The sequence below is a fragment of the Limimaricola sp. genome, assembly GCF_016125575.1.
Classification (GTDB): Bacteria; Pseudomonadota; Alphaproteobacteria; order Rhodobacterales; family Rhodobacteraceae; genus WGLM01.
Genome location: NZ_WGLM01000002.1, coordinates 186,892 through 199,999, shown reverse-complemented (window position 1 = coordinate 199,999; position 13,108 = coordinate 186,892). Strand labels below are relative to the sequence as shown.

11 protein-coding genes are annotated in these 13,108 nt (G+C 67.9%); 6 read left to right on the top strand and 5 right to left on the bottom strand.

The window, feature by feature from the left end:
• Nucleotides 1-13: 13 nt before the first annotated feature.
• Entirely contained in the window at nt 14-2,206 is a 2,193-nt protein-coding gene (locus GC146_RS02400) for a primosomal protein N' (RefSeq protein WP_291833857.1), read from the bottom strand.
• 88 nt (nt 2,207-2,294) lie between these two features.
• On the opposite strand from GC146_RS02400, the gene fsa reads away from it, so the two are divergent.
• The 4 genes from fsa to GC146_RS02380 all read left to right on the top strand — a co-directional run bounded on the left by fsa (nt 2,295) and on the right by GC146_RS02380 (nt 5,465).
• A complete protein-coding gene (gene fsa, locus GC146_RS02395) occupies nt 2,295-2,948 on the top strand; it encodes a fructose-6-phosphate aldolase (RefSeq protein WP_291833854.1) in 654 nt (217 codons plus the stop codon).
• A 97-nt stretch (nt 2,949-3,045) separates the two neighbouring features.
• Nucleotides 3,046-3,753, top strand: a complete 708-nt coding sequence (locus GC146_RS02390) for a DUF484 family protein (protein WP_291833851.1) — start codon at nt 3,046-3,048, stop codon at nt 3,751-3,753.
• Entirely contained in the window at nt 3,750-4,700 is a 951-nt protein-coding gene (locus tag GC146_RS02385) for a tyrosine recombinase XerC (RefSeq protein ID WP_291833849.1), read from the top strand. Before GC146_RS02390 ends, GC146_RS02385 begins: the two co-directional genes overlap by 4 nt.
• 69 nt (nt 4,701-4,769) lie before the next feature.
• The gene (locus tag GC146_RS02380; RefSeq protein ID WP_291833846.1) at nt 4,770-5,465 is read left to right on the top strand and encodes a CDP-alcohol phosphatidyltransferase family protein; all 696 of its coding nucleotides are present in this window, start codon (nt 4,770-4,772) and stop codon (nt 5,463-5,465) included.
• Nucleotides 5,466-5,474: 9 nt separating this feature from the next.
• Here the strand turns inward: GC146_RS02380 and GC146_RS02375 are convergent, their stop codons facing one another.
• Together GC146_RS02375 and ileS are read right to left on the bottom strand one after the other, a co-directional pair.
• Nucleotides 5,475-5,927: a methylated-DNA--[protein]-cysteine S-methyltransferase gene (locus GC146_RS02375; RefSeq protein ID WP_291833843.1), complete on the bottom strand. Its 453-nt coding sequence runs from the start codon at nt 5,925-5,927 to the stop codon at nt 5,475-5,477.
• A complete protein-coding gene (gene ileS / locus GC146_RS02370; RefSeq protein WP_291833840.1) occupies nt 5,924-8,959 on the bottom strand; it encodes an isoleucine--tRNA ligase in 3,036 nt (1,011 codons plus the stop codon). Before ileS ends, GC146_RS02375 begins: the two co-directional genes overlap by 4 nt.
• Before the next feature lie 245 nt (nt 8,960-9,204).
• Here ileS and GC146_RS02365 point away from each other — a divergent pair, with 245 nt between their 5' ends.
• A complete protein-coding gene (locus tag GC146_RS02365) occupies nt 9,205-9,612 on the top strand; it encodes a group III truncated hemoglobin (RefSeq protein ID WP_291833837.1) in 408 nt (135 codons plus the stop codon).
• Here the strand turns inward: GC146_RS02365 and GC146_RS02360 are convergent.
• Together GC146_RS02360 and GC146_RS02355 are read right to left on the bottom strand one after the other, a co-directional pair.
• On the bottom strand, nt 9,609-10,613 hold the full coding sequence (locus GC146_RS02360; RefSeq protein WP_291833834.1) for a TIGR01620 family protein: 1,005 nt from the start codon (nt 10,611-10,613) through the stop codon (nt 9,609-9,611). The genes GC146_RS02365 and GC146_RS02360 overlap by 4 nt on opposite strands.
• A 172-nt stretch (nt 10,614-10,785) precedes the next feature.
• A complete protein-coding gene (locus GC146_RS02355; RefSeq protein ID WP_291833832.1) occupies nt 10,786-12,195 on the bottom strand; it encodes a YcjX family protein in 1,410 nt (469 codons plus the stop codon).
• Nucleotides 12,196-12,292: 97 nt separating this feature from the next.
• Here GC146_RS02355 and truA point away from each other — a divergent pair, with 97 nt between their 5' ends.
• Nucleotides 12,293-13,060, top strand: a complete 768-nt coding sequence (gene truA / locus GC146_RS02350) for a tRNA pseudouridine(38-40) synthase TruA (RefSeq protein ID WP_291833829.1) — start codon at nt 12,293-12,295, stop codon at nt 13,058-13,060.
• Nucleotides 13,061-13,108: the final 48 nt, after the last annotated feature.

The following is a 13,108-nucleotide window of genomic DNA, read 5'->3' as shown; positions in this document are numbered from 1 at the left end:
TCCTGATCCCAGATCAGTAGAAACTCTGCGGATCGATGTCGATGGAAAGGCGCAGGTTGGCGGGAAGGCGGAATTGCGCGGCCCATTCCGCCAGTGCCGCCTGCAGCGGCGCGGCCTTGTCGGCCTTGACCAGCAGACGCACCCGGTGGCGTCCCCGGATCCGGGCAATGGGCGCGGGCGCCGGCCCCCAGACCTGCGCCCCGATCCGGCGCAGGGGCCCGTCCTTGCGCGCCATTGCTGCACCAAGGTCAAACACCGCCTGCACGTCGGGCGAGGACAGCACGATGCCTGCCATCCGGCCGAAAGGCGGCACGCCCGCCGCCTTGCGTTCCGCGGCTTCCGCACGCCAGAACGCATCTTCGTCGCCAGCAAGGATGGCGCGGATCACCGGATGCTCGGGCTGGAAAGTTTGCAGCAGCGCGGTGCCCGGCGCCTCGGCCCGGCCCGCGCGGCCCGCCACCTGCCGCATCAGCGCAAAGGTGCGTTCCGCCGCCCGCAGGTCCGATCCTTGCAGGCCAAGATCCGCGTCGATCACGCCGACAAGCGTCAGCAGCGGAAAGTTGTGCCCCTTGGCCACAAGCTGCGTGCCTATGATGATGTCGGCGCCGCCTGTGGCAATCTCGGCAATCGCCTCTTTCAGCGCACGGGCCGAGCCGAAAAGATCAGACGACAGCACCGCAAGGCGCGCCTGCGGAAAGGCCGCCGCCGCCTCTTCTGCCAGCCGTTCGACACCCGGACCGACCGCCGCCAGACGCCCGGTGACACCGCAACTGGGACAGGTCTCTGGCATCGGTTTTGTCGCGCCGCACTGGTGGCACATCAGCCGTTTGAGAAAGCGATGTTCCACCATCCGCGCATCACAGGTCTCGCAGCCAATCTGGTGCCCGCAGGCGCGACAAATGGTGACCGGGGCATAGCCGCGCCGATTGAGAAAGAGCAGTGCCTGCTCGCCCTTGTCCATACGCTGCGCCACGGCCGCGCGCAGGGTGGGCGATATCCAAGTGCCCGAGGGCAAATCCTCGGTCCGCATGTCGATCGCGTCCATCTGCGGCATCACGGCGGGGCCGAAACGCGCACCAAGGTTCAACCGCGCGTATTTCCCCGCCTCGGCGTTGACCCAGGTTTCAAGGCTGGGCGTGGCGCTGGCCAACACAACCTGCGCCGCCTCGACATGGGCGCGCAGCACGGCCATGTCGCGCGCATTGTAAAGAACGCCATCCTCCTGCTTGTAGGAGGTGTCGTGTTCTTCATCGACAACGATCAAGCCAAGATCACGGAACGGCAGGAACAGGGCCGAGCGGGCCCCCACGACCAGTTGCGCGCCGCCCTCGCCCACCATCTTCCAGACCCGTCGCCGCTCGGTCTGGGTAACGCCGGAATGCCATTCGGCCGCACGCGCGCCGAACCGTTCCTCCACCCGCGTCAGAAACTCGCCGGTCAGTGCAATCTCGGGCAGCAGGACCAGCGCCTGCCGCCCGATGCGCAAGGTTTCGGCCACCGCCTCAAGGTAAACTTCCGTCTTGCCCGACCCGGTCACGCCCTTCAGCAATGTCGCGCCGTAGGCCTGCCCGCGCACACCCGCGCGCAGCGCATCGGCTGCCACCGCCTGATCGGGGGTCAGCGCCTTGCCTAGCAGGTCGGGGTCAAGCGGCGGAAAAGGCAGATCGCGCGGCGCCTCCTGTTCGCTCACGGCACCTTGCGCCACCAGACCCTTGATCACGCCGGTCCCCACCCCTGCTTGCGCCGCCAATTCGCCCAGCGTGAACGACAGCCCGCCGAACTCGTCCAGCACGGCCAGAACGCGGGCGCGCGCATCGGTCATTCGGTCAGGTACCGCGTCACCGCGACGATAGACGCGGCGTGTGGCGGGCGGGGCCCCAAGCCCCGGCGCACGGGTGGCCAGCCGCAGCATCGCGGGCAGCGGTGTCAGCGTGTAATCGGCCACGCGTGTCAGGAAATCATGCATTCCCGGCAGCATCGGCGCAGCATCCAGCACCGCCGCAACCTGCCGCAGCTTGGTGCGGTCAAAGTCGCCCTGTCCTGGGCCCCAGACCACGCCAAGCACCCGGCGCGGCCCCAACGGCACAATGACAAAGGCACCGACCGCGCAACCGCCTTCGGGCGCACGATAATCCAGTACGCGATCCAGCGGTTCGGTCGTCAGAACGCCCACGATATCGCCTTCGGCAAAAACTTCGGGGGACATCGCGACCGACATTTGAGGGTTTCGGGACAGGTTCCCTTGGGGTAAACGCTGCACCAGTTCCTGCCAACCCCAAGCCCGGAGAGAGCCCATGAAATTCTTTGTAGACACCGCCGAGATCGACCAGATCCGCGAGCTGCACGCACTGGGGATGGTCGATGGCGTCACCACGAACCCCTCGCTGATTGCCAAGTCGGGGCGCGACATCCTCGGCGTGATCAAGGAAATCTGCGAGATCGTCGAAGGCCCGGTTTCGGCCGAGGTCGTGGCGCTGGAGGCTGACGCGATGATCGCCGAGGGCCGCAAGCTGGCCGCGATTGCCCCCAACATCGCCGTGAAGGTGCCGCTGACATGGGATGGCCTGAAGGCCTGCAAGGTGTTGTCGGGCGAAGGCAACATGGTCAACGTCACGCTGTGCTTCTCGGCCAACCAGGCGCTGCTGGCGGCAAAGGCGGGCGCAACCTTCATCTCGCCCTTCATCGGGCGGCTCGACGACATCAACATCGACGGGCTGGACCTGATCGCCGATATCCGCACGATCTATGACAATTACGGGTTCGACACCCAGATCCTCGCGGCCTCGATCCGTTCGGCCAACCACATGAGCGAATGCGCCAAGATCGGCGCCGACGTGGCCACCGCGCCGCCGTCGGTGATCAAGGCGATGGCCAATCATGTCCTGACCGACAAGGGTCTGGCCGGCTTCATGGCCGACGTGGCCAAGGCCGGCATCAAGATCCTTTAGGCCGCGCGGTTTTTCCGGCCGGGATCGGAAAAAAGGGGCAGAAATCGCCGTGAAAGCCTGCTAAGGTCCGGCCAACAAAAGAACCGAGCGAGAGCAGATGACCGGCAAACCCCTGATGGACGATTCCGTCCGCGAAAGAATCATTTCCGATCCCGAGCTCTTGCTGAGCGATCACGACATCATGCGTGCGCTGGTGGCGGCCAATGAAAAGTCGATGGGATCGAACATCGTCGACCTGCGCGGCATCGCGATGGAACGGCTCGAGGCGCGGCTCGACCGGCTGGAAGATACCCACCGGTCGGTCATCGCCGCCGCCTATGAAAACCTTGCCGGCACCAACCAGATTCACCGCGCGATCCTGCGGATGATGGACGCGACCCAGTTCGAGGTTTTCCTCCACGACCTGGCCGGCGACGTGGCCGATACCTTGCGCGTCGATGCCATCCGCCTCGTGCTGGAAACCGAAGGGCAGGCCGCCGACGCGGCCCTGGAACGCGTGGGCGACGTGCTGCGCGTCGTGCCGCCGGGCTTTGTCGACAACTACATCACCCAAGGGCGTGGCACGCCCGCGCGCCAGATCACGCTGCGTCAGGTGGCCGTTCACGACGACGGACCTTATGGCGACAAGTCCGCCTATATCCGCTCCGAGGCCTGCATGAAGCTGGATTTCGGGGCGGGCTGCCTGCCGGGCCTGCTGCTGATGGGCGCGGAAGATCCGCATCACTTCACCCCCCAGCAGGGGACCGACCTGCTGGCCTTCTTCGCGGGCGTGTTCGAAAGGGCAATGCGCCGCTGGTTGGCGTGAGCGCCCCCGACATCGCAATTTCCCCCGCGCTGGCCGATGTGCTGGCGGCCTGGATTGATCATCGGCGCGGTGTGACCGGCTCGGCCACGGCAACGCTGACGGCGTACCGGGCCGACGTACTGGGTTATCTCGCCTTTCTCGGGCAGCATAACGGTGGCGGGCAAGGCCTTGCCGCATTGGCCCGCGTCAGCGTCTCGGACATGCGGGCATGGATGGCGCATGAGCGCGCGCGCGGCGTCTCGGCCCGGTCGCTGGCCCGTGCGCTGTCGGCGGTCAAATCCTTCACCCGCTGGCTGGCCGACCGCGAAGGGTTTGATGCCAGTGCCGTGCTCGCCGCGCGTGCGCCGCGCTTTGGCCGCCGCCTGCCCCGGCCACTCAGCGAAACTGCCGCCGCCGCAATGCTGGACACTGTCGAGGCGCAGGCGCGCGAGCCTTGGGTCGCCGCGCGCGATACCGCCGTCGTGACGCTGCTATACGGCTGCGGCCTGCGGATTTCCGAAGCGCTGGGACTGACCGGCGCCGATTGGCCGATGGGCGAGGCGCTGCGCATTCGCGGCAAGGGTGGCAAAGAACGCATCGTGCCCGTGATCGCACCCGCGCGCGCTGCCGTGGCAGCCTATCTTGCCCTGTCGCCTTGGCCGGTCGCGCGCGACGCGCCGCTTTTCCGCGCAGTGCGCGGCGGTCCGCTGTCACCCCGACCGATCCAGAAGGTGACCGAAAAGGCGCGGCTGCAACTGGGCCTGCCCGCCAGCGCCACGCCGCACGCGCTGCGCCATTCCTTCGCCACCCATCTGCTGAACGCCGGCGGCGACCTTCGCGCGATTCAGGAATTGCTGGGCCATGCCAGCCTGTCGACGACGCAGGCCTATACCGCCGTCGATGCCGCCCGCCTGATGGAGGTTTACGACGCCGCCCATCCCCGCGCCGCGGGCGGATCGGCCCGGTGAGGCGCACGGTTCTGCCCGCAGGCCGTTTCGCCCGTTGCCCTGCCGCGCCTCATGCGGCATGACAGGGCGATGACACTACGCCAGAAAGCCCTTCTCGTTCACCTGCTCACCGCGACCGGGGCAGTCTTCGCAATGCTCGCGATGCTTGCCGCGGTCGAAACGAAGTGGAGCCTGATGTTCCTCTGGCTGGTCGTGGCCTTCTTCGTCGATGGCATCGACGGCCCGCTGGCCCGCCGCTACGACACGCGCACCAATGCGCCGGTCTTCGATGGCGTCCTGCTGGACCTGATCATCGACTACCTCACCTACGTTTTCGTGCCAGCCTATGCGCTGTTCAAGTCGGGGCTGCTGCCGGGCTGGACCGGCTGGCTGGCGATCATCGTCATCACGTTCACAAGTGCCATGTATTTCGCCGATACGCGGATGAAGACCAAGGACAACTCGTTCTCAGGCTTTCCGGGCTGCTGGAACATGGTGGTGCTGGTGCTGTTCGCCACCAAACCCGATTTCTGGGTCAGCCTCGTCCTTGTGGCGGTGCTGGCGGTGGCGATGTTCTTGCCGGTCAAGTTCGTCCACCCTGTCCGCACGAAGCGCTGGCGGAGCGTGACGCTGCCGATGGCGCTGGCCTGGACCGGCTTTGCCGGCTGGGCCGCGATGGTCGATTTCAGCCCGGGCAACTGGGCGCATTACGGGCTGGTGCTGTCCTCGGTCTACCTCGTCGCCGCGGGCGCCGCCCAGCAGGTTTTTTACGGCAAGGAGGGCTGAGGCCCCCCGTCAGATCAGCAAGCCGCCCGCGCTTTCCAGCCGCAGAAGCTGCACCTTGGTCTCGATGCCCCGGCCGCCCGAATAGCCGCCCAGCCCGCAGGTTCCCAAGACCCGGTGACAGGGAATGATGACCGGGATCGGGTTGGCGCCGCAGGCCTGCCCCACCGCCTGCGCGCTGCCGCCCGTCAACTTCGCCAGATCGCCGTAGGTCCGGGTAAAGCCGAAGGGAATGGCCGAGATCTGCTGCCAGACCGCCTGCTGGAACGCGCCGCCCACCGGCGCCAGCGGCAGGTCGAACGCCTCAAGCTTGCCATCGAAATAGGCCGCAAGCTGCGCCAGCGCCGCGTCTAGAACCGGGTCTTGCCCCGCCTCCGCACAGGCCCCCCAGCCCGCAGCCACTACCGCGCCCTCCCGCACCTCGGCCCAGAACGGGCCGAAGGGCGTATCGAGGTGGGCCTTCACCCCAGCGCCGCGTCGCAGCGGGCGCAGGTGCCGGGGTGGCTGTGGCTGCCGACGTCGGGCAGGATCTTCCAGCAACGCAGGCATTTCTCGCCCTCGGCGCGTTCAAAGACCACGCCGACGCCCGGCACATCGGGCAGGCGGAACGCCTCTTGCGGGACCGGGTCGGCGGTCAGCGCGATGGCCGAGGTGATGCAGAGATCGGCGAAATCGACGCTGGCCAGCAGGTGCACCGTGTCCACGTCGGGGACGTGGACCACCGGCGCGGCCTCGAGGCTGGCGCCGATCTCCTTGGCCGTGCGCTGGACCTCCAGCGCGCCGGTGACCACGCGGCGCACGCGGCGCACGCTCGCCCATTTCTCGGCCAGCGCGGCATCGCGCCAATGGGCGGGCGTTTCTGGGATGTCCTGCAGGTGGACAGAGCTGTCGTCGCCCGGAAAACGCTCCAGCCAGACCTCTTCCATCGTGAAGACCAGCACCGGGGCCAGCCACGTCGTCAGCCGGTGGAACAGCAGGTCCAGCACGGTGCGGGCAGCGCGGCGGCGCGCGGTGTCGCCGTCGCAGTACAGCACGTCCTTGCGGATGTCGAAGTAGAAGGCCGACAGATCCACCGTGGCGAAGGTGAAAACCGCCTGGAACACGCCCTGGAAATCGTAGCGCGCATAGCCCTCGCGCACGACCTGGTCGAGTTCGGCCAGCCGGTGCAGCACCCAGCGTTCCAGTTCAGGCATCGCCTCGGGCGCGACGCGGTCGGCCTCGGTGAAATCGGCCAGCGAGCCTAGCAGGAAGCGCATGGTGTTGCGCAGGCGGCGGTAGCTGTCCGCCGTCCCCTTCAGGATTTCCGGCCCGATCCGCTGGTCGGCGGTATAGTCGGTCTGCGCCACCCAGAGGCGCAGGATATCGGCGCCGTATTCCTTCACCACCTTCTCGGGCGCGATGATGTTGCCCAGCGACTTGGACATCTTCATGCCCTTCTCGTCGAGGGTGAAGCCATGCGTCAGCACGCCCCGGTAGGGCGCCCGCCCCCGCGTGCCGCAGGCCTGCAGCATCGAGGAATGGAACCAGCCGCGATGCTGATCGGTGCCTTCGAGGTAAAGGTCGGCCAGCCCGTCGGGCGCGCCATCTGGCCGGTCGCGCAGAACGAAGGCATGGGTCGAGCCTGAATCGAACCAGACGTCGAGAATGTCGAAGACCTGGTCATAGGCCGCGGGGTCGTGATCGTTGCCAAGGAAGCGTTCCTTTGCGCCGTCCTTGTACCAGGCATCCGCGCCCTCGGCCTCGAAGGCCTGCAGGATGCGGGCGTTGACGGCCGGGTCGCGCAGCAGGAAATCGGGGTCGGTCGGCAGCGCGCCCTTTTTCGTGAAGCAGGTCAGCGGCACGCCCCAAGCGCGCTGGCGCGACAGAACCCAGTCGGGCCGCGCCTCGATCATCGAATGCAGGCGGTTGCGCCCGGTCTGCGGGGTCCAGGTCACCAGCTGGTCGATGCTGGTCAGCGCGCGCTGGCGGATCGTCTTGCCATAGGTGTCCTGCCCGTCGCCGACCTCGCGGTCGATGGCGGCGAACCATTGCGGCGTGTTGCGGAAGATCACCGGCGCCTTGGAGCGCCACGAATGCGGGTAGGAATGGGTCAGGCGCCCGCGCGCGATGATGCCGCCCACCTCGACCAGCTTGTCGATGACGGCGGCGTTGGCCTTGCCTTCCTTGCCCTTGGAATCAAAGACCTGCAGCCCGGCGAAGAAGGGGACATGCGGCAGGAACTCGCTGTCCTCGCCAACATTGTGGGTCATCCGGTCCTGCCAGCCGCGGCTGGCAAACGCCTCGTAATCGTCCGCGCCGTGGCTGGGCGCGGTATGGACAAAGCCGGTGCCGGCGTCGTCGGTGACATGATCGCCCGCGATCATGGGGACCTCGTAGTCCCAGAACCCGTCCGCACCTTCGGCCCCGGAGAAGGGGTGGGCCATGACCAGACTTTCCAGCTCGGCGGCCGTCACGCCCCGGACGCGGGTGTGCGCCGTCACGCGGGATTTCTCCAGGGCCTCGGAGGCCAGCTTGTCGGCCAGCAGATACAGGTCGCCGCGCTTCGTCCAGCTTTCGTCAGCCGTCGTTTCCACCCGGTATAGGCCGTAGGAAATCGCCGGATTGAAGGCGACCGCCTTGTTCGAAGGGATCGTCCACGGCGTCGTCGTCCAGATGACAACTTTTGCGCCTACCAAGTCCGTCGGCGGATTGTCCACTCGGGCCTTCAGCTCTTCGGTGACTTGGGAATCAACTTTGACCCTATCGCCTTCGATATCTTTGATCGGGGCCGATCTCAGAAATGCTCCAGCCTCAAGAACCGCTTCCTGATAGGCGTCAACATCAAACTCAACCACCCGGAACGGCACCCAGATCGTGTGGCTCTTGTGGTCGTGATACTCGATCTCGGCCTCTGCCAGCGCGGTGCGCTCCACGGGCGACCACATCACCGGCTTGGAGCCTTGGTAAAGCGTGCCGTTCATCAGGAACTTCTGGAATTCCTCGGCAATCACCCGTTCGGCGTGGAAATTCATCGTCAGATACGGGTCGGCCCATGTCCCGGTCACGCCCAGCCGCTTGAACTCTTCGCGCTGGATGTCGATCCAGCCCTCGGCAAACTTGCGGCATTCCTGCCGGAAATCGACAACCGGCACGTCATCCTTGTTCAGCCCCTTGGCGCGATACTGCTCCTCGATCTTCCATTCGATGGGCAGGCCGTGGCAGTCCCAGCCGGGGATGTAGCGCGCGTCGCGCCCCATCATCTGCTGGCTGCGCACCACCATGTCCTTGAGGATCTTGTTCAGCGCGTGGCCGATATGCAGGTGCCCGTTGGCGTAGGGGGGGCCATCGTGCAGGATGAACGGGTCGCGCCCGGTCTTGTCGCGCAGCCGGTCATAGACACCGATTCTCGCCCAGCGTTCCAGCCAGCCGGGCTCGCGTGCGGGCAGGCCGGCCCGCATCGGGAAATCAGTGCGGGGCAGGTTCAGGGTGTCTTTGTAATCGGGCGTATCGGCGCACATTTCGGGCGTCCTATCTCGGCAGTCTTCTGGAAGGGGCGGGGGCGGCGCGGACTGGCCTGCACCTGTTGTCCGGCGTCTGATGGATCAGAACGCCGGGCATGTAATTCGGGCAATGATCGCAAGGGGGCGGGTCATCATGGCCGGGCTTATAGGCAGGCCCGCCCCGCGCGTCCAGTGGGCACGCGGGCGGCCCGGCCCTTGGCTTTTGGCGGCCATCCTGCGCAAGATGCGGGCCGGAGACCGACATGACAGCCCTGCCCCCGAAATTCCCCGTGACCGAGGCGGAGATCGCCCGCGTCGTTGCCGCCTTCTACGCCGATGTGCGCGCGCATCCGATGCTGGGCCGCGTCTTTGCCGCCCATGTCAGCGACTGGCCCACGCACGAGGCCAAGGTCGCCGCGTTCTGGCGCAATTCAATCTTGGGCGAGCGGCAGTATGACGGCAACGTGATGGCGACGCATCAGGATGCCGGCAATGTCCGGCCGGGCATGTTCGAAACATGGCTGCGCCTGTTCGATGCGACGCTGGCACGCGAGCTTGCCCCCGATCAGGCCGCTGCATGGTCGGCACTGGCGCACCGCATCGGCCGATCGCTGCGCGCCGGCGTGGTCGAGCGGATGCGCGGCGAAGGGGGCGTGCCGCTGTTGCGCTAGGCGCGTCCGAAAAGCCCCGTCAGCGCCCGCTGCACCAGCCCGCTGACTGAAGGGCGGGGGCGCGCGGCAAAGGGCAGCGGCCGGCAAACCTCGATCGCGGCTACGCCCACGCGCGCGGTCAGCGCACCGTTGATCACCCCCTCGCCAAAGCGGCGCGAGAGCCGCGACAGCAGCCCGCCTCCCGCCACCGAATGGATCAGGTCATCGCCCACCGCGACGGCCCCCGTCGCCACGAGGTGCGCCATGACGTTGCGGGTCAGCCGCCAGCTGCCCAGCAACCCCGCGCGCCCGCCATAGACCTCGGCAATGCGCCGGATCATCCGCAGGTTCGCGGTGAGCGCGGTAAAGACATCGGCCAGCGCCAGCGGCACCACCGCGGTGACGGCGGCCACTTGCCGCGCCGCGGCCTCGACCTCGCGCTTGGCGCGCTCGTCGAGCGGGGCCAGCAGCACCGTCTCGGCATGGTGCAGCAGATCGTCGGCATCAAGAATGTCGTCCCGCCGCTCGGCCAGACGGGCCCGGCCCCATGCGGTATCGGGGCGCGCGGCATAAAGCGCGTCAAGCCGCCGAGTGACGTCGCGCGCCGCGGCAAGGTCATGCGTGGCCACCGCGGCCAGCGCGGCCCGGTGCACGGTATCCAGGCGGCGCAGCCGCGCGAAGGCTGCCAGTTCCCGCAGGCAGATCAGCGTCACGACCGCCACGAACAGCGCCAGCAGCGCCGTGGCGATGCCGCCCAGCACCGGGTTGCGCGCCAGCAGGCCCGTAACATAGTCCCAGGCCGCAAGTCCGGCCCAAAAGGTGACAAGCGAGCCGCCCAGCGACCAGAACCACGCTCCCAGCCGGGACCGCGGGCGCGCGGCCGCACTTGCCAGCCGCTGCATCGCCGCCGGGCCCTGCGGCGCGCCCTCCTCGGGCACCATTGGTGCCGCCTCGGGCTGGGCCGGGGCGGTCTCTTCGTCGAGGTCGATCAGCACCGGACCGCTGTCGCGTTGCTCGGTCATCGCGCACCTCCACCATGTCGGACCATCACGAAATCGGACAACCGCGCGCCTTCGATCCGTTGGGCCCTTGGTTGTGATTCAGCAAATCCACGGGCCCAAGCGCCACCGTTTGTGCCAGGTCCGGCCTGAAATATCCAAGTACACAGGCAAACCCCGAAGTTGATCGGCGCGCTCACAGCCGGTCTCCGATCAGGAACTCCGCCGCGCGGTCGAGGCGGATATGCGGCGGGCCCTCGCCCTCGCGCAGCGTCAAGGGCGCGGGCGCGAACTGCACCGTGCGAAAGCCTGCGCCGGGCCACGCATCCGCCCCGGTTCGCGCCGCCGACAGCAATGCGGCCGGGTCCTCCGGCAAGGTACCGGGGTGAAAGGCGGCCTGCCGGCCGGTCTCGGCCAGCCGCCCGCGCACCATGTCGGGGCGGTCGCCTTCGGCCGCCACCTCGACAGTGGTGCGCAGGCCCGCCAGCGATAACGCCATCGTGCGCGCGCCGGCAAACTCCGCCCGGTCCCGCGCGGACCTCAGCAGCGCACCGGTCAGGGCGGTCAGCGCCGGGTGCTGGGCATGATGCAAGGCATCGGCACGGGTTGCAGCGAACAGGATCCGCTCCACCCGCCGCGCGCCCAGCAGCCGCGCCAGCCAAGCCGCGCGCCCCGGCCGGAACGCGGCCAACACGTCGGCCATCGTCTCGCGCAGGTCGTCCAGCGCGGCCGGGCCTGCCTCCAGCGCGCCAAGCACATCGACGAGGACAACTTGCCGGTCGATCCGCGCGAAATGATCACGAAAGAACGGTGTGACCACCTTGCGCTTGTAGGCCTCGAAGCGGCGCGCGGCCTCGGACCAGAGCGAGCCGCGCGGTGCGCCGGGCGCGGGTGGCAACGGCGCGAAGGTCAGCACGGGCGATCCCGCGAGATCGCCCGGCAACAAGAAGCGTCCCGGCGTCAGGTCAGAGAACCCAGCGGCACGCGCGGCCTCCAGATAATTGGTGAACCCTGCGGACAGCGCCTTCAGCGCCGCCTCGGACATAGGTGCCGCGGTATCAAGGCCCTCGACTGCGCGCAGATATTCCGCCGCTTCTGGCCGGGCCTGCATTCGCGCCAGCACCCGGGCCGACCATCCGGCGAAATCCTGCTCCATCAGGCCAAGGTCCAGCAGCCACTCGCCTGGATAATCGACGATGTCGAGATGCAGCACCCTTGGTCCTTGCAGCCCTGCCAGCAATCCGCTGGGCTGGACCCGAAGCGAAAGCCGCAATTCACTGATCGCGCGCGTCCCGTCGGGCCAGCTTGGCTGCGCGGCGGTCAGCCGGGCCAGGTGGGTTTCGTAATCGAACCGCGGCAGCGTGTCGTCGGGCTGGGGTTCCAGATAGGCCGAGCTGATCGCGCCACGTGCGGCGGCCGCAAGGCCCGGCATCCGGCCGCGGTTCATCAGGTTGGCGACAAGCGAGGTGATGAACACCGTCTTGCCGGCACGGCTGAGGCCGGTGACGCCCAGCCGCAACGTCGACGCGCCAAACGGCGCACCCAGTGCGTCGCCCACCGCCTCCACGCCCCGCGTGATCCCGTCCGCCACGGTGGAAATGACCACGCGCCGCCCTTTCTGTCGTTCCCGACCAAGATAGGCAGCCCCGCGTCCGCTGTGTAGGGATTGATTTCGCGCAGGCCTGCGCCTAAGGCCCCGGACCATGCCCCGTTTCGCCCTCAGGATCGAATACCACGGCGCGCCATTTGCCGGCTGGCAGCGGCAGGCCGACCAGCCCTCGGTGCAGGGCGCGGTCGAGGCCGCGCTGGCGCGGCTGGAGGCGGGGCCACACACCATCGCCGCCGCCGGGCGCACCGATGCCGGGGTCCATGCGCTGGCCCAGGTCGCCCATTGCGACCTGGCCCGCGACTGGGACCCGTTCCGCCTGTCTGAGGCGCTGAACTGGCATCTGAAGCCCGCCCCCGTGGCCATCACCGCCTGCGCGCGGGTGGCGGACGACTGGCACGCGCGGTTCTCGGCGATCGAGCGGCGCTATCTCTTTCGGCTGATCTGCCGCCGCGCGCCGCTGACGCACGAGGCGGGGCTGGCCTGGCGGGTGGGTCACCGGCTGGAGGTGGAGGCGATGCGCGAAGGTGCGGCGCACCTGATCGGACGGCATGACTTCACCACCTTCCGCTCGACGCTCTGTCAGGCGAAAAGCCCGGTCAAAACGCTGGACGAGTTGCGGATCGAAACCGTGGACCGCCCCGACGGGGCGGAGTATCGCTTTCACGTCCGGGCCCGGTCTTTCCTGCATAACCAGGTGCGCAGCATCGTCGGCACACTCGAGAGGGTGGGTGCCGGCGGCTGGACGCCGGACGACGTCGCCCGCGCGCTGGAGGCCCGCGATCGCGCCGCTTGCGGCCCGGTCTGCCCGCCTCAGGGCCTGTACCTTGCCGCCGTAGGTTACAGCCCCGATCCATTCGCCTGAATCTTGCGCGAAGTGCCGCCGAAACCCCGTCGGGCATTTTCCTTGTGG

Bases quoted from the DNA above. Each gene is read 5' to 3' on its own strand.
- GC146_RS02400 (WP_291833857.1), bottom strand. From the start codon at position 2,206: ATGTCCCCCGAAGTTTTTGCCGAAGGCGATATCGTGGGCGTTCTGACG.
- truA (WP_291833829.1), top strand. From the start codon at position 12,293: ATGCCCCGTTTCGCCCTCAGGATCGAATACCACGGCGCGCCATTTGCC.
- ileS (WP_291833840.1), bottom strand. From the start codon at position 8,959: ATGTGCGCCGATACGCCCGATTACAAAGACACCCTGAACCTGCCCCGC.
- GC146_RS02365 (WP_291833837.1), top strand. From the start codon at position 9,205: ATGACAGCCCTGCCCCCGAAATTCCCCGTGACCGAGGCGGAGATCGCC.
- GC146_RS02380 (WP_291833846.1), top strand. From the start codon at position 4,770: ATGACACTACGCCAGAAAGCCCTTCTCGTTCACCTGCTCACCGCGACC.
- GC146_RS02390 (WP_291833851.1), top strand. From the start codon at position 3,046: ATGACCGGCAAACCCCTGATGGACGATTCCGTCCGCGAAAGAATCATT.
- GC146_RS02360 (WP_291833834.1), bottom strand. From the start codon at position 10,613: ATGACCGAGCAACGCGACAGCGGTCCGGTGCTGATCGACCTCGACGAA.
- fsa (WP_291833854.1), top strand. From the start codon at position 2,295: ATGAAATTCTTTGTAGACACCGCCGAGATCGACCAGATCCGCGAGCTG.